Origin of the sequence: Pseudomonas fluorescens (assembly GCF_902498065.1) — a bacterium.
GTDB classification, from domain to species: domain Bacteria; phylum Pseudomonadota; class Gammaproteobacteria; order Pseudomonadales; family Pseudomonadaceae; genus Aquipseudomonas; species Aquipseudomonas fluorescens_BJ.
On record NZ_CABVIR010000001.1, the window covers coordinates 68,577 to 88,831 of the forward strand.

Sequence of the window (20,255 nt, forward strand, 5' to 3'; positions counted from 1 at the left end):
TCGGAGCGCCGGCTTCTGAGCTTTTCCAACACAGTTAGTGGAGAGATCACCTTGGTAGAGTACGTAGTTTCCCTCGATAAGCTCGGCAAACACGATGTTGAGCATGTGGGGGGCAAGAACGCATCCCTGGGCGAGATGATCAGTAACCTTGCAGGTGCCGGTGTATCGGTGCCCGGTGGCTTCGCCACGACAGCTCAGGCTTATCGTGATTTTCTGGAACTGAGCGGCCTGAACGATCAGATCCACGCCGCCCTCGACGCCCTGGACGTCGATGATGTCAACGCCCTGGCCAAGACTGGCGCCCAGATCCGTCAATGGATCATGGAAGCCGAGTTCCCCGAGAAGCTCAACGCCGAGATCCGCACCGCGTTCGCCACGCTGTCGGCCGGCAACCCTGACATGGCCGTGGCCGTGCGCTCTTCCGCTACCGCCGAAGACCTGCCGGACGCTTCCTTTGCCGGTCAGCAGGAAACCTTCCTGAACATCCGTGGTGTCGAAAACGTCATTCGCGCCGCCAAAGAGGTGTTCGCTTCGCTGTTCAACGATCGCGCGATTTCCTACCGCGTCCACCAGGGCTTCGATCACAAGCTGGTGGCCCTGTCGGCCGGCGTACAGCGCATGGTCCGCTCCGAAACCGGCACCGCCGGCGTGATGTTCACCCTCGATACCGAATCGGGCTTCCGTGACGTGGTGTTCATCACCGGCGCCTACGGCCTGGGTGAAACCGTCGTACAAGGCGCGGTGAACCCGGATGAGTTCTACGTCCACAAAGGCACGCTGGAAGCCGGTCGTCCGGCCATCCTGCGTCGCAACCTGGGCAGCAAAGCCATCAAGATGATCTACGGCGAAGTGGCCACGGCCGGTAAATCGGTCAAGACCATCGACGTCGACAAGGCCGATCGCGCACGTTTCTGCCTGAGCGACGCCGAAGTCAGCGAACTGGCCAAACAAGCGATGATCATCGAGAAGCACTACCAGTGCCCGATGGACATCGAGTGGGCCAAGGACGGCGACGACGGCAAGCTCTACATCGTTCAGGCCCGTCCTGAAACCGTGAAGAGCCGCACCCAGGCCAACGTCATGGAACGTTACCTGTTGAAAGAAACCGGCACCGTGCTGGTTGAAGGTCGCGCCATCGGCCAGCGCATTGGCGCCGGCAAGGTACGGATCATCAAGGACGTGTCCGAGATGGACAAAGTCCAGCCAGGCGATGTGCTGGTCTCCGACATGACCGATCCGGACTGGGAACCGGTCATGAAGCGCGCCAGCGCCATCGTCACCAACCGTGGCGGTCGTACCTGCCACGCGGCGATCATCGCTCGTGAGCTGGGCATTCCGGCCGTGGTCGGTTGCGGCAACGCCACTCAGTTGTTGAAAGACGGCCAGGGCGTGACTGTTTCCTGCGCCGAAGGCGACACCGGTTACATCTTCGAAGGTGAGCTGGGCTTCGACATCAAGAAAAACTCCGTTGAAGCCATGCCTGATCTGCCGTTCAAGATCATGATGAACGTCGGCAACCCGGACCGCGCCTTCGACTTCGCGCAACTGCCGAACGCCGGTGTGGGCCTGGCCCGCCTGGAGTTCATCATCAACCGCATGATCGGTGTGCACCCTAAAGCGCTGTTGAACTACGACGGTCTGCCACAGGACATCAAGGACAGCGTCGACAAGCGCATCGCCGGTTACGACGATCCGGTTGGCTTCTATGTCGATAAACTGGTCGAAGGCATCAGCACCCTGGCCGCTGCGTTCACGCCGAAAAAGGTCATCGTGCGTCTGTCGGACTTCAAGTCCAACGAATACGCGAACCTGATCGGTGGCAAGCTCTACGAGCCGGAAGAAGAAAACCCGATGCTGGGCTTCCGTGGTGCCTCGCGTTACATCAGCGAATCGTTCCGCGACTGCTTCGAGCTCGAATGCCGCGCCCTCAAGCGCGTGCGCAACGAGATGGGCCTGACCAACGTTGAAATCATGGTGCCGTTCGTCCGTACTCTGGGCGAAGCGAGCCAGGTCATCGACCTGCTGGCGGAGAACGGGCTGAAACGCGGCGAAAACGGTCTGCGCATCATCATGATGTGCGAACTGCCGTCCAACGCAATCCTGGCTGAAGAATTCCTCGAGTTTTTCGACGGTTTCTCCATCGGCTCCAACGACCTGACTCAGCTGACGCTGGGCCTGGACCGTGACTCCGGGATCATCGCGCACCTGTTCGACGAGCGTAACCCTGCGGTCAAGAAGCTGCTGGCGAACGCCATTGCCGCGTGCAACAAGGCGGGCAAGTACATCGGTATCTGCGGTCAGGGTCCTTCGGACCACCCGGACCTGGCCAAATGGCTGATGGAGCAGGGTATCGAAAGCGTTTCGTTGAACCCCGACTCCGTACTGGAAACCTGGTTCTTCCTGGCGGAAGGTCAGGCTTCGGCTTGATGTGAATGAAGCCTCGGTCAAGTGGCCGGGGCTTTAAGATTCAAGTAGGGCGGGCTCCATCTGGATGCCGCCCTTTTTTGTGCAAGAGCATTATGCAAAGCAGCAGCAACCTATTTCCTGTCGCCCTGATCAGCGCCGAGCGGCGCGGCGATCTGAGCGAAGACGTCTATCGTTTGAAACCCGGCAACAGCCCTGACGGCACGGTGGAGCTGGCCGTCACTCGTTTGGGCATGGCGGACGAGCCCGCACACGGTGGTGTGCCGGTGATCCTGTTGCACGGCAGCTTTTCCAATCGGCGCTTCTGGTTTTCCCCAAAAGGTCTGGGGCTGGGTGCTTATCTGGCGCGTCTGGGGTTCGATGTGTGGATCGCGGAAATGCGCGGCCATGGCCTGTCGCAGCGCAACCAGAACTATCGCAAGAACCGCGTCGCCGACTACGCTCGTTATGATCTGCCGGCCATTGGCGCGTTCGTGCGCGAGCAAAGCGGCCAGATTCCGCACTGGATCGGTCACTCGCTGGGGGGCATTACCCTGGCGGCAGCGCTGGGTGGCGAGTACATCGGCGAGCCGGTCGTCGCGTCTGCGGCGTTCTTCGGTACGCAAGTCAGCCGCACTTACTGGCCGTTGAAAATTCCGCCGGTGGAGTGGAGCGGACGCTTCATTCTCAAGCGTTTTGCGCAACTCTCGGGATCAAGGCTCAAACGCGGCCCGGAGGACGAGCCGATTGGCCTGGCCCTGGAAAGCATGCGCTGGTATGGCTTGTTTGGGCGCTTTGGCGATGCCGACAAGGATTGGTGGGCCGGATTGGCTGGCGTTCAGCTCCCGGTGCTGGCCGTGAGCGCCGTCGGTGACCATCAGGATCCAGCGTGGGCGTGCCGCAAGCTGTTTGATCAGATGGGTTCCGAGCACAAGCAATTCATCAATCTTGGCCGAGAGCAGGGCTTCGGCGATAATTTCGGTCACGTGGAAATGTTGGTCAGCAAAGCCGCTCAAGCCGAAGTCTGGCCGCTGGTGGCGCGTTGGCTGTCGGATCAGCACACGCCATTGCTCGGTGAAAAAGCGGATTTGGCTGCGGCAATCTGAGCCTGATGCTCTATCAAGGGCATTCCGCTCTGATTGGCTTGCGGCTAAGATATGACGCATTAAGCTTTTCCGGTCACTTTGCGACATCCTCGATTGTCTTCCTCTTTACAGGAGTTTCTCGATGAACCATTACATCACGCCCGACCTGTGCGACGCCTATCCGGAACTGGTGCAGGTGCTGGAACCGATGTTCAGCAATTTCGGCGGCCGCGATTCCTTCGGCGGCGAAATCGTGACCATCAAGTGCTTCGAAGACAACTCGCGGGTCAAGGAGCAGGTCGAGCTCCAAGGCAATGGCAAGGTGCTGGTGGTCGATGGGGGCGGTTCCCTGCGTCATGCGTTGCTGGGTGACATGCTGGCCGAGAAAGCCTCGAAAAACGGGTGGGAAGGGCTGGTGATCTACGGTTGCATCCGCGACGTCGATATCATCGCGCAGACCGATCTGGGCGTTCAGGCCCTCGCCAGCCATCCGAGGAAATCCGACCGGCGCGGGCTCGGCGATCTCAATGTGGTGGTGACGTTTGCCGGTGTGACGTTCCGTCCGGGCGAGTACATCTATGCGGACAATAATGGCGTGATCATCTCGCCAAGCCCGCTGAAAATGCCTGAATAAGCGTTGCACCAACTGAAGGGATGAGGATGTTCGAGGAAGAAAACGCGCAGTGGGGGCTGGTGCATGCCCTGGTGCTGGATGGTAAAGGCGGTGCGCGTTCGATAGCCCGGACTGAACTCGATGACTTGCAACTGCAGGCCCATGAAAGCCTGTGGCTGCATTGGGATCGCAGTCACCCGCAAACCCAGACCTGGCTACGTAAATCCAGCGGTCTGAGTGAATTCAGTTGTGATTTGCTGCTTGAAGAAAACACCCGTCCGCGTCTTTTACAGCTTTCCGACAGCGAACTGCTGCTATTTTTGCGTGGGGTCAATCTCAACCCCGGGGCCGAGCCGGAAGACATGGTCTCGGTGCGGATCTTCGCCTCGGCACAGCGGGTTATCTCGTTGCGCCTGCGTCCATTGCGCGCCACTGACGAGTTGCTGGTGCAGCTCGCCGAAGGCAAGGGACCGAAAACCGCCTCCGAACTCATCCTTTATATGGCTCAGTACCTCACCAACAAGGTGCAGGATCTGGTCAGTTGCCTCTCGGAAGTGGTCGATGAGGAAGAAGAAAAACTGGATGCCGACGAACGGTATTCGCCCGAACATGATTCCATTTTGCAGATCCGTCGCAGGGCTGCTGCGCTGAAACGTTTCCTGGCACCGCAGCGAGAAATTTTCGGACAACTGACCCGGATAAAACTGCCCTGGTTTGTCGAAGATGACGGCGACTACTGGAACGAATTGAACAACAGCCTGACCCGTTATCTCGAGGAACTGGAGTTGACCCGGGAGCGGGTGGGGCTGGTCCTCGAGGCCGAGGACAGACGTTTGAGCGTGCGCATGAATCGCACGATGTACCGCTTCGGGATCATCACCGGGATCTTTTTGCCGATGAGTTTTCTGACCGGTCTTTTGGGTATCAATGTTGGGGGAATTCCGTTCTCTGCCAGCCCGTACGGCTTCCTGATTGCCTGCCTGATGATGATCTCGGTGGCGCTGGGGCAGTGGTGGTTATTCCGACGTTTGCGCTGGGTATGACGATGCGCCATGTGACCCGGGGAAATTTGACCGCGTCTTTCACAGACATCACGAGAGGTGCGTATGCACGATCCGTTTGAACAGTCTTTGCGTGACATGCTGAACGCTTCGCCGTCTACCCGCGACGACGATGCGTGCCTTGGGCGTGTCCTGAAAACCGCCAACCGCCAGGTCGGCGCCGGCGATCTGTTCAGTCTGCTGGGCCGCTGGCTGCCCGCGCTGATGATTGCCTTGAACAACGGATCGGCGCACGTCTCGCCGGTTTCCCGTCACCGTAAACCTACCGTTCGCACTGCTGATAAGGCTGATTGAATATGGAACTTGATCTCTGGACTCAGAGCCTCGTCACTGCAATGACTGCGTTATGGACCAAGGTTGCGAATTTCATTCCGAACCTGTTCGGCGCACTGGTCGTGCTGCTGTTGGGTTTCGTCGTGGCGAAACTTTTGGATACTTTGCTGTCCAAGTTGCTCGCCAAGCTCGGCCTCGACCGCCTGATGGGCGGTACCGGTTTGACAAAATTGCTGTCCCGGGCCGGCCTTCAAGTACCGATTTCGACGCTCATTGGCAAAATTGTCTATTGGTTCGTCCTGCTGATTTTTCTGGTTTCGGCCGCGGAATCCCTTGGACTTGAACGAGTTTCAGCTACGCTGGACATGCTTGCGCTGTATTTGCCGAAAGTATTTGGCGCCGCGCTGGTGCTGCTGGTAGGTGTTTTATTGGCACAACTGGCCAACGGGCTGGTGCGTGGAGCAGCAGAAGGCGTAGGGCTGGATTACGCCGCAGGGCTGGGGCGAATTGCCCAGGGTCTGGTAATTATCATCAGTATTTCGGTCGCGATCAGCCAGTTGGAGGTCAAGACTGACCTGCTGAACCATGTGATCGTGATCGTATTGATTACCGTTGGTCTGGCGGTTGCGCTGGCCATGGGGTTGGGAAGCCGGGAAATTGCCGGCCAGATTCTTGCGGGAATCTATGTGCGTGAGTTGTATCAGGTTGGGCAACAAGTGCGTGTTGGCGAGGTCGAAGGTCAGATCGAAGAGATCGGCACGGTTAAAACCACATTGCTGACCGATGAGGGTGAGCTAGTCTCTCTCTCCAATCGGATCCTCCTGGAGCAGCATGTGAGTAGCCGCTAACCCGGCAAACCCTGCTAATGTATGCCGCCGCAAAATGCCCTGAGGGGCTGCGGCGGACATTGACCTGACTGTCGGCCCGACTTGTTTTGAATAAAGCTCAATCGCTCTCCACGCGCTACGACCCCCGCGAGCTCTCTGATGAGGAGTTGGTCGCGCGCTCGCATACCGAGCTGTTTCACGTAACGCGCGCCTATGAAGAATTGATGCGGCGTTACCAACGAACATTATTTAACGTCTGTGCACGATATCTTGGGAACGATCGCGATGCAGACGATGTCTGTCAGGAAGTGATGTTGAAGGTGCTGTATGGACTGAAGAACTTCGAAGGTAAATCGAAGTTCAAGACATGGCTATACAGCATCACGTACAACGAATGCATCACGCAGTATCGGAAAGAACGGCGAAAGCGTCGCTTGATGGACGCTTTGAGTCTGGACCCCCTCGAGGAAGCGTCTGAAGAAAAGGCGCCGAAACCCGAGGAGAAGGGCGGGCTTGATCGCTGGCTGGTGTATGTGAACCCGATTGACCGTGAAATTCTGGTGCTACGATTTGTCGCAGAGCTGGAGTTTCAGGAGATCGCAGACATCATGCACATGGGTTTGAGTGCAACAAAAATGCGTTACAAACGCGCTCTAGACAAATTGCGTGAGAAATTTGCAGGCATTGCTGAAACTTAGTTCGGCGCAAATATCTCTTACGTGTAGGCAAGTTCTGATAGACTTGCCGCCGAGTTGTCCCCCGGTTTGCGGGACTGCTTCACAATCACCAGATGGGGATTTAACGGATGAAACTGAAAAACACCTTGGGCTTGGCCATTGGTTCTCTTATTGCGGCCACTTCGTTCGGCGCACTGGCACAAGGCCAAGGCGCAGTTGAAATCGAAGGCTTCGCAAAGAAAGAGTACTACGACAGCCAGCGCGATTTCAAAAACGACGGCAACCTGTTCGGTGGCTCGGTTGGTTACTTCCTGACCGACGACGTTGAACTGCGTCTGGGCTACGACGAAGTGCACAACGTTCGTAGCGAGTCGGGCAAGAACATCAAGGGCTCCAACACCGCCCTGGACGCTCTGTACCACTTCAACAACCCAGGCGACATGCTGCGTCCGTACGTATCTGCTGGTTTCTCCGATCAGAGCATCGGCCAGAACGATCGCGGTGGTCGTAACGGCTCCACCTTCGCCAACGTTGGCGGCGGTGCCAAGCTGTACTTCACTGACAACTTCTACGCCCGTGCCGGCGTTGAAGCTCAGTACAACATCGACCAAGGTGACACCGAGTGGGCTCCAAGCGTCGGTATCGGTGTGAACTTCGGTGGCGGCTCCAAGCCTGCAGCCGCTCCAGTTCCAGCACCGGCTGAAGTCTGCTCCGACAGCGACAACGATGGCGTTTGCGACAACGTTGACAAGTGCCCGGACACCCCAGCCAACGTAACTGTTGACGCTGATGGCTGCCCAGCAGTTGCTGAAGTTGTTCGTGTAGAGCTGGACGTTAAGTTCGATTTCGACAAATCTGTTGTTAAAACCAACAGCTACGGCGACATCAAGAACCTGGCTGACTTCATGAAGCAGTACCCATCCACCACCACTACTGTTGAAGGTCACACTGACTCCGTCGGTCCTGACGCTTACAACCAGAAACTGTCCGAGCGTCGTGCAAACGCCGTTAAGCAAGTTCTGACCAACCAGTACGGTGTTGAATCGACTCGCGTTCAGTCTGTTGGCTACGGCGAATCCCGCCCAGTTGCTGACAACAAAACTGAAGCTGGTCGCGCTGTAAACCGTCGCGTAGAAGCGCAGGTTGAAGCTCAAGCTAAGTAATTAGCCCGCAGCTCTGAGAAAAGCCCGGCTTAGGCCGGGCTTTTCTTTGTCTGCGATTTGGGTTTTCAGATCACCGGACCTGCAGGAGCCGGCTTGCCGGCGATGGTCGTCAACGGAAATGCGTCATGCCTGACACGCCGTGGCGCTCTCAGGCTCATCAAGAGCAAGCTCGCGCCCATAATTCGTCGCATCACCGGCCGCAACTGCACCGATGACCAAAATGGCCGGGCTCTTGAGCTCGAAGCTTCGGGCATCTTCCTCCATCGCCGTCAGATCGCTCCGACATTCCCGTTGGTGCGGCAGAGAAGCGTTTTCAATCATCGCCACCGGTGTTTGCGCTGCCATCCCTCCGGCCAGCAGTTGCTCGCGAATTTCACTGAGCTTCGCCACGCCCATGTACACCACCAGCGTCGTGCCACTTTGCGCCAGGGCTCGCCAATTCAGGCTGCTGCCATCCTGAGTGTGGGCGGTGACCAGCGTCACGCCGCGCGCAACGCCCCTCAGGGTCAAGGGAATATCGCATTGTGTTGCACCGGCCAGCCCGGCGGTGATGCCATTGACCAGCTCCACGTCGACCCCACGGTCGCGCAGCCACTGTGCCTCTTCACCGCCGCGCCCAAAGATGCACGGATCGCCACCCTTGAGCCGCACCACGCATTTACCGTGGCGGGCATACCGCAACATCAATCGATGAATGAAGGCCTGCGGTGTCGAGCGACAGCCGCCGCGCTTGCCCACCGGAATGATCCGGGCCTGGGGGCAATGCTCCAGCACTGCGCCGTTCACCAGATCGTCGATCAGCACCACATCCGCTTCGCTCAGCGCCCTGACGGCTTTGAGGGTCAGCAATTCCGGGTCACCAGGACCCGCACCCACCAGCCAGACTTTTGCGTTCATAGTGTTTTCCTCACGAGATGACGGCGATCGGCTGCGCCGTGGCGGCGAGCAAACGCTTGATTTCCGGGACGCACGAACCGCATTGCGTGCCGCAGCCCAATTCCTGTTTCAACCCCTGCAAGTCCAGGCCTCGACGGATCCCGGCACAGACCGCGCCTTGGCTGACGTTTTTGCAGTTGCACAGGGTTTTAGTGCCGGCAACCGGCGTGATGGCATTGCCCGGTGGCGCGCTCAGCGGTGCAAGCATCCACCGCCGCAGTTGTTCGTCTGCACGACCTTGCAGCCAAAGGTCCTGCAGCCAGTGCTGCGCGAGCGTTTCACCCGCCAGGCGAATCGCGGTAATCCGGCCATGCTCGATGCGTACCCGTTTGCCAATGGAGCGCCGTGGGTCGTCGTAAGCCAGGACCGGACCTTCATTGAGCCCCAGGCAACGGTCGATATTGCACAACAGTTGCGGATCTGGCGCCGTGGCGCTGGCCGCGCGTACAAGCAGCGCTGGGCGTTCACGGCCAGTCAGGCTGAGGCTTACGTAGGAAAACTCCTCACAGAGCGGTCGTAGCGTCTCAAAATGCTGTTGAACATCGCCCTCAATCAGGACGAAAAGGTTCCAGGGCAAATGCACGGGGTCGATTCGTACACCGCTGTGTTTGAGTTCCGGTTGTTTCGATAACGGATCGAACGCCGGTTGGGTGAGCGCATTGACCCCGCCCTTCAGGAACCGGTCGCCCCAGTGCATGGGCAGAAAAGCCTGGCCCGGGCGCACGCTGTCGTCGCTGCCGACGGCGACAATCACCGCGCCGCGACGGCTTTTCAAACTGACCAGCTCACCTGCTTGCAGTCCATGGCGATGCAGTTCATCCGGGTGCAGGCTAAGCACGGCTTCGCTGACATGACCGAACAACTGCGCGGCAGTGCCGGTGCGGCTCATGCCGTGCCACTGATCGCGCAGGCGGCCAGTGATCAGCGTCAGCGGGAATTGCTCGTCGCGTTGTTCCTTGGCGGCAAGGTATGGATCGGCCACAAACCGGGCACGTCCGCTGGCGGTCGGGAAAATCCCGTCCCGATACAGTCGGGCCGTACCTTCACGGGCGCCTGCAGGAAACGGCCATTGCTGTGGACCGAGACGATCAATCAGCTCATGGCTGATGCCGGACAGGTCCAGATCTCGGTCGCGTGTCAGTAGTTTGTACTCATCGAAGACCTGCGCCGGGGTGTCGAACGCAAACAGACTGGGCTGCCCCGGACGCAGATATTTTTCCAGGCGCTGTGCGAAATCCACCGTAATTGCCCAGTCGGATCGCGTTTCGCCGGGGGCGACAATCGCCTGGCGGACGTGGGAAATCCGCCGTTCGGAGTTGGTCACCGTGCCGTCTTTCTCACCCCAACTGGCGGCGGGCAACAGCAGGTCGGCGAACGCGGCGGTTTCGGTGGTGCGAAAGGCTTCCTGCAAGACCACGAACGGGCAGGCTTGCAGCGCCGCGCGCACGGCGCTCTGGTCCGGCATCGATTGCGCGGGGTTGGTGCAGGCAATCCACAGGGCTTTGATGGTTCCGCTGCGAACCTGCTCAAACAGCTCGATAGCGGTGAGCCCGGTACTTTCAGGCAACTGGTCAACGCCCCAGTAGGCGGCGACTTCTGCACGATGCTCGGCATTGGCCGCTTCGCGATGGCCTGGCAGCAGGTTCGACAGGCTGCCGGTTTCGCGACCACCCATGGCATTCGGCTGACCGGTCAGGGAAAAAGGTCCTGCACCGGGACGGCCGATTTGCCCGGTGGCCAGGTGCAGATTGATCAGTGCACTGTTTTTCGCACTGCCGGCAGTGGACTGGTTCAGTCCCATGCACCACAGCGACAGAAAGCTCGGCGAGGTGCCCACCCATTCGGCGCATTGTTGCAGTTGCTCAACGCTGATCCCGCACAGCTGCGCAACCATGGGTGGCGTGTAATCGCGCACCAGGTTTTTCAATTCGGCGAGGCCTTCGGTGTGGGCCTTGATGAAGTCGCGGTCGATCCAGTCTTCCCACAGCAACAGGTACAAAATCCCATGAAACAAGGCGACATCGGAGCCCGGAAGAATCGCCAGATGCAGGTCAGCCAAGTCGCAGGTATCCGTACGACGTGGGTCGATGACGATGACTTTCATCTGTGGTCGGCGGGATTTGGCCTCTTCCAGGCGACGAAACAGGACCGGGTGGGCGTAGGCCATGTTGCTGCCGACGATCATCACGCAGTCGCTCGACTCAAGGTCTTCGTAACTGCAGGGCGGCGCATCGGCGCCGAGGCTGCGCTTGTAGCCGACCACTGCCGATGACATGCACAGGCGCGAATTGCTGTCGATGTTGTTGGTGCCCACCAACGCTCGCGCCAGTTTGTTGAAACTGTAGTAGTCCTCGGTCAGCAACTGCCCGGAAATGTAAAACGCCACGCTGTCCGGGCCATGTTCGGCGAGGGTGTCGGCGAACACGCTGGCGGCGTGATCAAGGGCGGTGTCCCAGTCGGTGCGGCTGCGGGCCAGCCCTTTGCCCAGGCGCAGTTCGGGATACAGCGCTCGGGCCGCGAGGTCGCCGGTCAGGTGCAGGGTTGAACCCTTGCTGCACAGCTTGCCGAAGTTGGCCGGGTGGGCCGGATCGCCGCTGACGCCGAGGATGCGCTCGCCGTCATGCTCGATCAGCACGCCGCAGCCGACCCCGCAGTAGCAACAGGTGGAGGCGGTGATCTGGCGGTTCATCAGCTGGCTTCCCGCAGGGCTTCACCGAACATCAGGTGATCGCGGATTTCATCAATATTCTGGCTCTCACGAATCTGCCGGAAATACCAGCCGCCATCCGCCGTGTCACCGTACAGGCAGGCCCCGACCAGTACGTCGTCCTTGATCACCAGTTTTTTGTAGATACCCCCGATCGGGTCGCGGAGGGTGATGGTTTCAGTGCCTTCGCCGCCCATGAAGTCGCCGGCGGAGAACAGGTCGATGCCGGTGACTTTCAATTTGGTCGAGGTCACCGAGCCTTTGTAGCTGGCGAAGCCAAGCTGGGCGAGATGGTTGGCGCAGACCTTGGCCTGTTCGAACAGCGGCGCCACCAGGCCATAGGCAATGCCGCGATGGCTGGCGCATTCGCCGATGGCGTATACCCGCGGGTCGTAGGTTTGCAGGGTGTCGTTGACCAGAATCCCTCGGTTGCACGGGAGTCCCGAGCGTTCCGCGAGTTCGGTCGCGGGGCGGATGCCGGCGGCCATGACCACCAGGTCGGCGGGGATGAGGTCGCCGTTCTTGAATTCGACCGAGCCGACCCGGCCATTGCCGGCATCGTGCAGGGCCTGGGTTTGCTCACGCAGACGAAAGTGCAGGCCACGGTCCTCAAGCGCGGTTTGCAGCAACCGGCCGCTGATGTTGTCCAGTTGCCGTTCCAGCAACCATTCACCGTTGTGCACCACGGTGACGTGCATGCCGCGCAGCATCAGGCCGTTGGCCGCTTCCAGGCCGAGCAGGCCGCCGCCGATGACCACCGCGTGCTTGTGGGTCTTGGCGGTGCTGATCATGGCTTGGGTGTCGGCGATGTCGCGGTAGCCGATCACGCCGTGCAGTGTGTTGCCCGGGATCGGCAGGATGAACGGGGTCGAGCCGGTGGCAATCAGCAGGCGGTCATACTCGGCCTCGGTGCCGTCGTCGGCGATCACTCGACGTTTGACTCGGTCGATCTCTACGACTCGGCGGTTGAGCAGCAACTTGATGTTGTTGTCCAGGTACCAGTCCAGGTCGTTGAGCGCGATATCTTCGAAGGTTTGCTCGCCGGCCAATACGGGCGACAGCAGGATGCGGTTGTAGTTGGTATGGGGTTCGGCACCGAAGACCGTGATGTCGTACAGCTCGTTGCTCAGCTTGAGCAGCTCTTCCAAGGTGCGAACCCCGGCCATGCCGTTGCCGATCATCACCAGTTTTAGTTTTTTCATCAGGTTCTCCGGGGAGTTCGGGCCCGCCTCGTCAGGGCGTTCAGGTCGTGCTCGACAAATTTTGCGCAAACAAAAAAAGGCGTCCCGCTAGTTGCCTAGCGAGGACGCCTTTGTCCTGGTCCCGTTCTCTCGGGAAGCGCATCCTTCGTCGTTGAAGGCTGGGCTTTATGTCTGTTGAGAGAGGTAATGCAGTGGTTGTGCCAAGTTAGCTAATGCCCGGTTTTACTGGCGTTGGTTGAGTGACCAAGCGTGGCTATTGCACCGAATCAAAGCGCCTTGCCCACTAATGGAGCGCCAGAAACAGCAACACCAGATTCACCAGCAGCGACACCAACGCCAACGTCCGCCAGACTTTCAATGGCTCGCGCTCAAGCAAGGGTCTGGGGCGCACGCTCAAACTGCGCCGTTCACCCTGTTCCAGCACCAGTAACCATTCTTCCGCGGTTTCAAATCGCTCAGCCGGATCTGCCGCCACCGCGCGCGCCAGGCTTTGTGCGATCCACTCGGGCAGGTCCGGGCGGTAGCGACTGGCACTGACCGGCAGGCCAAACCTTGGACGCTGGAACGCTTCGATTTCGCCGTAGGGATAGTGCCCGGTCAGCAGGAAATACAAGGTCACGCCGGCCGCATACAGATCCTGTTGCGGGCTGGGTTTATCACCACGAAAGGCTTCCGGTGCAATGTAACTGGGGGTTCCGGGCAGGGTCGATGCCTGATCTTCAGACAGGCCTGGGCAGTAGGCGAGGCCGAAATCCAGCAGCCGAAGTTCGCCATCGTCTCCCAGCAGCAGATTCTCCGGTTTGATGTCGCGATGGAAAATCTGCCGTCGATGCAGCATACCGACCGCCCGCAGCAGGCGTTCAGCCAGATCCTGCCATTGGGCCAGCGCCAGGGTGGCGCTTCGTTCAGCCAGTTGCGCCAGGGTCGAACCGGAATATTCACGCATCACGTAGTACAAATGCTGACGCTGACTGGCGGCATGGACTTCAGGAAAATGCCGTCCGGCCACACGCTTGAGAAACCATTCCTCCGACAGCAATGCTTGTCCGGCCAGGTGATCGTCGCGCAACGCACCAGGCAGGGTTTTCAACAGCCAGGGTTGTTGCTGAGCGTCGCGCACCCGATAGAGCAACGACTGCTGACTTTGCCCGAGTATCCCTTCGACGTGCCAGCCCTCGAACGTCTGGCCCGGTTTCAGCGCTGGCGGCAGTGGCCATTGCTGCACATGAATCAGTGCATCACCGATGCTCGTTTCACCGAGGGCGTCGACCCGCACCAGCAGCGCGCTGGCATTGTCCTGACTGCCCGCCAGATGCGCCGCATTCACCAGGGTGTGCGCGGCGCTGTGCAGATCCGGTTGATCGCGCAGAATTGCCGCAATGGCGGTGTCGCCCAGCACGGCCCAGATACCATCGCTGAGCAGGACGAAATGCTCATTCAGCCGCAGTTCGCCATCGAGAAAATCCAGCACCAGATGCTGATCGAGGCCGAGCGCCCGTTTGAGCACATGCTGCATGCCCGGCTGATCCCATACGTGATCCTCAGTGACTCGCTGCAGTTGATCGGCGTGCCAGCGATAAACCCTGCAGTCACCGACATGCGCCAGGGTAAAACGCCTGCCGCGCATGACCAGGGCACTGACAGTGGTCAGCAGCGGTTGCCCGCCGCCATTGGCCTGCAACCAGCGATTTTGTGCCAGCAGCAAGCGATCAAGCGCCTGGGCGACACCCCAGGTTTCCGGGGTGGCGTAGTAGTCCAGCGCCAGCGCCTGCAAGGTTGAACGCGCCGCGAGGCCGCCATCGGCGCACTGGCTGACGCCGTCGGCGATGGCGAACAGGTAACCCTTGCTCGCCGCCAGCGCCGGGGCCGGCGTCACCAGGCGCAAGGCGTCCTGATTCTCCTCGCGCGGACCGACGGCACTGGCTTCGGCAAAACTCAGTTGCAGGCTCATTCAGCCCTCACACCCGCGCAGCGGTGACGGCAGCCGAACCCCAAGTGGTTCTCCAGCGACGCTTCACGCCGTGCAGACCGAACCAGGCGAGGACGCCGAGGCTGGCGAACAACCACAGGGCCAGTTGATAACTGCCGGTGCTTTGCTTGATCGCCCCCATGCCTGCCGCGAGGGCGAAGCCGCCGATGCCGCCGGCCATGCCGATCAAACCGGTCATCACACCGATCTCACGCCGAAAACGTTGCGGGACCAATTGGAAAACCGCGCCGTTACCGGCACCCAAACCCAGCATGGTGCAGACGAAAAGTGCCAGCGCCGCGTAGGAACTTGGCAGGTTGAAACCCACTGCTGCAATGCAGATCGCCGCCACCGTGTACATCGCCAGCAGTGTGCGAATGCCGCCGAAACGGTCCGCCAGTGCGCCGCCCAAAGGACGCATCAAACTGCCGCCAAACACACAGGCTGCGGTGTAGTAACCGGCGGTCACCGGGCTCAGGCCGTATTGGTCGTTGAAGTAGCCGGGCAGGGCGCTGGCCAGGCCGATGAAGCCGCCGAAGGTCACGCTGTAGAAAAACATGAACCACCAGCTGTCGCGGTCGCCCAGGGCCTTGAAGTAGTCGGACACCGACTTGGCTTTCGGCCGCTCAGGTGCGTTTTTGGCCAGCCAGGCGAAGACGATGATGGTCAGGATCAGCGGGATCAGGGCGAAGCCGAACACGTTGCTCCAGCCGAACGCGGCGGCCAGCACCGGAGCAATCAGCGCGGCGAGCACGGTGCCCGAGTTACCGGCCCCGGCGATACCCATGGCCTTGCCCTGATGTTGTGGCGGATACCACTGCGACGCCAGCGGCAGGGCCACGGCGAACGACGCGCCCGCCATGCCGAGGAACAGGCCCAGCAGCAGCGCTTGTTCGTAACTCTGGATGCCGTGTTTCCAGGCGATGAACAGCGCGCAGATGACGATCACCTGGCCGATGATGCCGGCGGTTTTAGGCGACAGACGATCCGCCAGCATGCCCATGATAAAGCGCAGTACGGCCCCGGCCAGAATCGGCGTGGCCACCACCAGCCCGCGTTGTTGGGTGGTCAGGTGCAGGTCGGCGGCGATTTGCACCGCCAGTGGGCCGAGTAGGTACCAGACCATGAAACTCAGGTCAAAGTAGAGGAAGGCCGCGAACAGGGTCGGGGTATGGCCGGATTTCCAGAAGCTTGAATTCATCGCGCACCTCAGCTGTGAGTCGTCTCGAGAAGGAGTCATGAGCTTGCAGGTGGGGCGCCGCAACGGCCGCACCACCAGCCCCGTTCTGTGGGGCCAAAACAAAAAAACGCCGCCACCCGATTCGCCATGGGCAAATGAGGTGAGCGACGTCTTTGTCGTAGGTGGGGCAACCGCCGTTGGTTACCTGTGTGGATTACGTAGCGAGATTTGTGCCAACAATTCTAGACCGAGTCGCTGCCAATCGCGGGCAAGCCCGCTCCCACAGGATTGGTGGTGTTCACAAAACGTGTGGGAGCGGGCTTGCCCGCGATGAGGCCCTGATAGACGCTGCAATACTCAGCCGAGCAACTCACTCATCGCGATGATCTGCTCCGCCACCTGAATCAGCTTCTGCTGCCGGCTCATGGCCTGGCGCCGCATCAGCGTGTAGGCCTCTTCTTCATTGCAGTCCTTCATCTTCATCAGCAGCCCCTTGGCCAGCTCGATGCGCTTGCGCTCGGCCAGTTGCTGATCGCGGGCATGCAGTTGCGCGCGCAGGGCCTGGTCGCTTTCGAAGCGTGCCATGGCCACATCGAGAATCGGCTGCAAGCGTTGTGCGTGGATGCCTTCGACGATGTAGGCGCTGACCCCGGACTTGATCGCCTGGCGCATCACGTCGGGGTCATGTTCGTCGGTAAACATCACAATCGGACGTGGCTGGTCTCGACTCACCAACACCACTTGCTCCATCACATCGCGGCTCGGTGACTCGGTATCGATCAGAATCACGTCCGGACGCACCGTTTCGACGCGTGCGGGCAGGTCGATGGTCAGGCCGGATTCGTCGATGACCTCGAATCCGGCTTCGGTCAGGGCGGCTTTCAAGCGGCCGACTTTCTTCGCGGTGTCGTTGATCAGCAGGATACGCAACATGTTCGCAGTCTCCTGTCAGCGGCTGGCGAATCGGGACGAGCTGTCGCTCATGGCGTGCAGTTTGAAACTGCGGGCATATCCGGCCGGGTCCGAGCCGTCCCAGATTTTGCCGTCGATCAACTGGCTGCTGCGCATATCCTGGCCCGAAGAGGCGACATCCACCGCGCTGGCGGCCTCTCGATACAAGTCTAGTTGCTGAACCTGACGGGCCACCGCGAGGTAGTCCGGGTCGTCGCGCAGCAATCCCCAGCGGCGGAACTGGGTCATGAACCACATGCCATCGGACAGGTAAGGCCGGTTGACCTCGCCAGCGCCATGGAAGCGCAACGCGTGCGGGTCCTGCCAGCGGTTGCCGAGGCCGTCGGCGTAGTCGCCGAGCAGTCGCGGTTCGATGCAGTCGAGTGGCGCGTCCAGGTATTGCGGGGCGCTCAGCAACTGGGCGGTACTGCGGCGATTCTCGGTGCTTTCTTCGATGAAACGGCTGGCCTCCAGAATGGCCATCACCAGCGCCCTGGCGGTGTTGGGGTATTGCTCGACGAACGTGCGGGTGCAGCCGAGGACTTTTTCCGGATGGTCGGGCCAGATGGTCTGGGTCGTTGCCATGGTAAAGCCGAGATTGTGTTTCACGGCGCTGGCGGACCAGGGTTCACCGACGCAGAAACCGTCGATCCGCCCGGCTTGCAGGTGCGCGACCATTTGCGGTGGCGGCACTACCACACTGTTGACGTCGTGCAACGGATGAATGCCTTGGCTCGCCAGCCAGTAATACAGCCACATGGCGTGGGTACCGGTCGGAAATGTCTGGGCGAAGGTGAGTTTTGGGCGAGTTTGGTGCACGTGGCGATCCAGTGCTTCAGGACCGGTCACGCCCAACGCCTGCAAACCGTGGGAGAGGTTGATGCTCTGACCGTTCTGGTTCAGGCCCATGAGCACTGCCATGTCGGTCGGCGCCACGCCGCCGATGCCCAAATGTACGGCGTAGATCAAACCGTACAGGCTGTGGGCGGCATCGAGTTCACCGCTGACCAGTTTGTCCCGCAGGTTGGCCCAGGAAGACTGGCGCTTGAGGTTCAAGGTCAGGCCGTAGGGCTGGGCGAAGCCCTGAGTGGCGGCGACCACCACCGAGGCGCAATCGCTCAGGGCCATGAAGCCCAGGTTGATGTCGGTCTTTTCCGGGGCATCGCTGCCGTTGACCCAGGCCAGTGGGCCCGCTGTGGGTTCATTCATGACTAAACACCTTCCAAAAAAAAGCGTCGTCCCAGGCCCTCGCGCAAGCAAAGCCGGGTGACGACGCCATTGTCCTTCCACTCATCCCGCCGTTGGCATGAGTGCTGATGCCTGTGCTGGTGCAAGGCATATGCCATCGCCCGCTGATTTTGTCGCGCGCCTCGCTTGCGACCCCGATGCCCGGCTATAATCGCTGCCTCATTTCGCCGCCATTCGAGTCAAAGCCGCCCATGTACACCCTGGCCCGTCAGCTGTTGTTCAAACTTTCCCCGGAAACCTCCCACGATCTGTCCCTGGACCTGATCGGCGCGGGCGGGCGTTTGGGCCTCAACGGCTTGCTGTGCAAGGCTCCGGCAAAAATGCCGGTGAGCGTCATGGGCCTGGACTTCCCGAACCCGGTGGGTCTGGCGGCCGGTCTGGACAAGAACGGTGCGGCCATCGACGGATTTGCCCAGTTGGGTTTTGGATTCGTCGAAATCGGCACCATCACCCCGCGTCCGCAGCCGGGCAACCCGAAGCCACGGATCTTCCGTCTGCCGGAAGCCGAGGCGATCATCAACCGCATGGGCTTCAACAACCTGGGTGTCGATCACTTGCTGGCGCGTGTGGCGGCGGCCAAGTACAAGGGCGTGCTGGGCATCAACATCGGCAAGAACTTCGATACTCCGGTCGAGCGCGCGGTCGACGACTACCTGATTTGCCTGGACAAGGTCTACGCCCATGCCAGCTATGTGACGGTCAACGTCAGCTCGCCGAACACTCCGGGCCTGCGCAGCCTGCAATTCGGTGACTCGCTCAAGCAATTGCTGGCCGACCTGGCGACTCGCCGTGCCGAACTGGCGTTGCGACATGGCAAACATGTTCCGCTGGCGATCAAGATCGCGCCGGACATGACCGACGAAGAAACCGCCCAAGTCGCGCAAGCGCTGATCGAAACCGGGATGGACGCGGTGATCGCCACCAACACCACCCTGAGCCGCGTCGGCGTTGAAGGCATGGAATACGGTGACGAGGCGGGCGGTCTGTCCGGCGCACCGGTTCGTGACAAGAGCACCCACACCGTGAAGGTGCTGGCGGCCGAGTTGGGCGGTCGCTTGCCGATCATCGCCGTGGGGGGCATTACCGAAGGCAAGCATGCGGCTGAGAAAATCGCTGCGGGGGCGAGCCTGGTGCAGCTCTATTCCGGCTTCATCTACAAAGGCCCGGCGCTGATTCGCGAATCCGTCGACGCCATCGCTGCCCTGCGCTAAACCCCTGTGGAGCGAGCTTGCTCCCACATTGAAGTGTTTGCCGCTTAAAGTCGCGTTTTTGGCAGGCATAAAAAAGGGCTCCTCGAAGGAGCCCTTGGGCCGGAGCCCGCCGCCCGGATGGGGCGTGCGTGGTAAGTCGTTACGTAATCAGGTTGTCGTGTCGGATGTGTGCCCTGTGTTAGCCGACGGCGTGAAGTTCGTTGAGTCTGTGGATTCCCGCAGTGCCGGTCATACCGTCCCAGTTGTCGCCGCGTCCTTCTCGCCAGCCGTTAATCCAGGCTTGGCGTACCGACGGTAGAGTAAATGGGCAAAGCTCACGGGATTTGCCACCAACGCCATATTGATATCCGCGCAAAAATGCTCTTTCCAACGGATCACGCTTAAGTCTTCTCATAGGGTGTTGCCCTCACTTGTTGACTGTATGTATCGCGTTGACCTCAATCGAGGTCTGGCAGAAATGTCTGCCGTTGGGGGCTCGCTGCCGGCGTGGCGAGCCAAGGTGTTGACGTCCGTTGTGGCGCCAACCTGTGTTGAGTTCTAACCAATGCGTCACATCGAGGGAATGATCGTTTTGTCATAAGGACGTAACGATAAAGATGGTATGGCCATAAGTAACACGATGTTTGTCCCGTGTTTATTGGCCAAAGCCCTGTATGATCGGCCCCCCGCAGGATGATGGGGTTAATCCTTTAGTGAGAATGCCTCGCGTTGGTCCCGGGCATTATTCGACGAAGGGTCGAGTTATGACA

General features: G+C 60.0%; 16 protein-coding genes and 1 pseudogene. 9 read left to right on the plus strand and 8 right to left on the minus strand.

The window, feature by feature from the left end; all coding sequences use genetic code 11:
* The first annotated feature begins 51 nt into the window (after window positions 1–51).
* The 8 genes from ppsA (at window position 52) to F8N43_RS00355 (ending at window position 8,102) form a co-directional block, all read left to right on the plus strand.
* Window positions 52–2,427 carry a phosphoenolpyruvate synthase gene (ppsA, locus tag F8N43_RS00320; protein ID WP_150637863.1) on the plus strand — a complete coding sequence of 792 codons (2,376 nt, stop codon included), beginning with the start codon at window positions 52–54 and terminating at the stop codon, window positions 2,425–2,427.
* A gap of 92 nt (window positions 2,428–2,519) precedes the next feature.
* Window positions 2,520–3,509 (plus strand): alpha/beta fold hydrolase, encoded by a 990-nt coding sequence (locus F8N43_RS00325; protein WP_150653036.1) that lies wholly within the window; start codon window positions 2,520–2,522, stop codon window positions 3,507–3,509.
* A 121-nt stretch (window positions 3,510–3,630) separates the two neighbouring features.
* Window positions 3,631–4,122 (plus strand): ribonuclease E activity regulator RraA, encoded by a 492-nt coding sequence (gene rraA / locus F8N43_RS00330; protein WP_150633990.1) that lies wholly within the window; start codon window positions 3,631–3,633, stop codon window positions 4,120–4,122.
* 26 nt (window positions 4,123–4,148) lie between these two features.
* Window positions 4,149–5,144, plus strand: coding sequence for a zinc transporter ZntB (locus F8N43_RS00335; protein WP_150633991.1), 996 nt, complete (start codon window positions 4,149–4,151; stop codon window positions 5,142–5,144).
* A gap of 63 nt (window positions 5,145–5,207) precedes the next feature.
* Complete coding sequence (locus tag F8N43_RS00340; RefSeq protein ID WP_007944521.1) at window positions 5,208–5,456, plus strand: hypothetical protein; 249 nt, start codon at window positions 5,208–5,210, stop codon at window positions 5,454–5,456.
* 2 nt (window positions 5,457–5,458) lie between these two features.
* Window positions 5,459–6,283, plus strand: coding sequence for a mechanosensitive ion channel family protein (locus F8N43_RS00345; RefSeq protein ID WP_008027407.1), 825 nt, complete (start codon window positions 5,459–5,461; stop codon window positions 6,281–6,283).
* Window positions 6,284–6,369: 86 nt separating this feature from the next.
* Window positions 6,370–6,960 (plus strand): RNA polymerase sigma factor SigX, encoded by a 591-nt coding sequence (gene sigX / locus F8N43_RS00350; protein ID WP_017337463.1) that lies wholly within the window; start codon window positions 6,370–6,372, stop codon window positions 6,958–6,960.
* Window positions 6,961–7,067: 107 nt separating this feature from the next.
* Window positions 7,068–8,102, plus strand: coding sequence for an OmpA family protein (locus tag F8N43_RS00355; protein WP_150633993.1), 1,035 nt, complete (start codon window positions 7,068–7,070; stop codon window positions 8,100–8,102).
* A 123-nt stretch (window positions 8,103–8,225) separates the two neighbouring features.
* Here the strand turns inward: F8N43_RS00355 and cobA are convergent, their stop codons facing one another.
* From cobA to F8N43_RS00395, 7 genes and pseudogenes are all read right to left on the minus strand, one after another.
* Window positions 8,226–8,999 carry a uroporphyrinogen-III C-methyltransferase gene (gene cobA, locus F8N43_RS00360; protein WP_150653037.1) on the minus strand — a complete coding sequence of 258 codons (774 nt, stop codon included), beginning with the start codon at window positions 8,997–8,999 and terminating at the stop codon, window positions 8,226–8,228.
* Between the two features lie 10 nt (window positions 9,000–9,009).
* Window positions 9,010–11,727, minus strand: a complete 2,718-nt coding sequence (locus tag F8N43_RS00365) for a nitrate reductase (RefSeq protein WP_150653038.1) — start codon at window positions 11,725–11,727, stop codon at window positions 9,010–9,012.
* A 20-nt stretch (window positions 11,728–11,747) separates the two neighbouring features.
* A pseudogene (locus F8N43_RS00370) lies at window positions 11,748–12,947 on the minus strand (NAD(P)/FAD-dependent oxidoreductase); the annotation flags it as partial.
* A gap of 283 nt (window positions 12,948–13,230) precedes the next feature.
* The gene (locus F8N43_RS00375) at window positions 13,231–14,898 is read right to left on the minus strand and encodes a bifunctional protein-serine/threonine kinase/phosphatase (RefSeq protein WP_150633997.1); all 1,668 of its coding nucleotides are present in this window, start codon (window positions 14,896–14,898) and stop codon (window positions 13,231–13,233) included.
* Between the two features lie 7 nt (window positions 14,899–14,905).
* Window positions 14,906–16,117: a nitrate/nitrite transporter gene (locus F8N43_RS00380; RefSeq protein ID WP_150633998.1), complete on the minus strand. Its 1,212-nt coding sequence runs from the start codon at window positions 16,115–16,117 to the stop codon at window positions 14,906–14,908.
* 336 nt (window positions 16,118–16,453) lie between these two features.
* Window positions 16,454–17,029 carry an ANTAR domain-containing response regulator gene (locus F8N43_RS00390; protein WP_008027390.1) on the minus strand — a complete coding sequence of 192 codons (576 nt, stop codon included), beginning with the start codon at window positions 17,027–17,029 and terminating at the stop codon, window positions 16,454–16,456.
* 15 nt (window positions 17,030–17,044) lie between these two features.
* The gene (locus tag F8N43_RS00395) at window positions 17,045–18,256 is read right to left on the minus strand and encodes a CmpA/NrtA family ABC transporter substrate-binding protein (RefSeq protein ID WP_150653040.1); all 1,212 of its coding nucleotides are present in this window, start codon (window positions 18,254–18,256) and stop codon (window positions 17,045–17,047) included.
* Between the two features lie 230 nt (window positions 18,257–18,486).
* On the opposite strand from F8N43_RS00395, the gene F8N43_RS00400 reads away from it, so the two are divergent.
* Window positions 18,487–19,506, plus strand: a complete 1,020-nt coding sequence (locus F8N43_RS00400) for a quinone-dependent dihydroorotate dehydrogenase (protein ID WP_150634694.1) — start codon at window positions 18,487–18,489, stop codon at window positions 19,504–19,506.
* Window positions 19,507–19,684: 178 nt separating this feature from the next.
* Here F8N43_RS00400 and rmf read toward each other — a convergent pair whose 3' ends face one another.
* Window positions 19,685–19,900 (minus strand): ribosome modulation factor, encoded by a 216-nt coding sequence (gene rmf, locus F8N43_RS00405; RefSeq protein ID WP_003223300.1) that lies wholly within the window; start codon window positions 19,898–19,900, stop codon window positions 19,685–19,687.
* Between the last annotated feature and the right edge of the window lie 355 nt (window positions 19,901–20,255).

Excerpts from the sequence above, each read along its gene's own strand:
- F8N43_RS00325 (WP_150653036.1), top strand. The coding sequence starts at position 2,520 with ATGCAAAGCAGCAGCAACCTATTTCCTGTCGCCCTGATCAGCGCCGAG.
- rraA (WP_150633990.1), top strand. The coding sequence starts at position 3,631 with ATGAACCATTACATCACGCCCGACCTGTGCGACGCCTATCCGGAACTG.
- F8N43_RS00335 (WP_150633991.1), top strand. The coding sequence starts at position 4,149 with ATGTTCGAGGAAGAAAACGCGCAGTGGGGGCTGGTGCATGCCCTGGTG.
- F8N43_RS00340 (WP_007944521.1), top strand. The coding sequence starts at position 5,208 with ATGCACGATCCGTTTGAACAGTCTTTGCGTGACATGCTGAACGCTTCG.
- F8N43_RS00345 (WP_008027407.1), top strand. The coding sequence starts at position 5,459 with ATGGAACTTGATCTCTGGACTCAGAGCCTCGTCACTGCAATGACTGCG.
- F8N43_RS00355 (WP_150633993.1), top strand. The coding sequence starts at position 7,068 with ATGAAACTGAAAAACACCTTGGGCTTGGCCATTGGTTCTCTTATTGCG.
- cobA (WP_150653037.1), bottom strand. The coding sequence starts at position 8,999 with ATGAACGCAAAAGTCTGGCTGGTGGGTGCGGGTCCTGGTGACCCGGAA.
- F8N43_RS00365 (WP_150653038.1), bottom strand. The coding sequence starts at position 11,727 with ATGAACCGCCAGATCACCGCCTCCACCTGTTGCTACTGCGGGGTCGGC.
- F8N43_RS00375 (WP_150633997.1), bottom strand. The coding sequence starts at position 14,898 with ATGAGCCTGCAACTGAGTTTTGCCGAAGCCAGTGCCGTCGGTCCGCGC.
- F8N43_RS00380 (WP_150633998.1), bottom strand. The coding sequence starts at position 16,117 with ATGAATTCAAGCTTCTGGAAATCCGGCCATACCCCGACCCTGTTCGCG.
- F8N43_RS00390 (WP_008027390.1), bottom strand. The coding sequence starts at position 17,029 with ATGTTGCGTATCCTGCTGATCAACGACACCGCGAAGAAAGTCGGCCGC.
- F8N43_RS00395 (WP_150653040.1), bottom strand. The coding sequence starts at position 18,256 with ATGAATGAACCCACAGCGGGCCCACTGGCCTGGGTCAACGGCAGCGAT.
- F8N43_RS00400 (WP_150634694.1), top strand. The coding sequence starts at position 18,487 with ATGTACACCCTGGCCCGTCAGCTGTTGTTCAAACTTTCCCCGGAAACC.
- rmf (WP_003223300.1), bottom strand. The coding sequence starts at position 19,900 with ATGAGAAGACTTAAGCGTGATCCGTTGGAAAGAGCATTTTTGCGCGGA.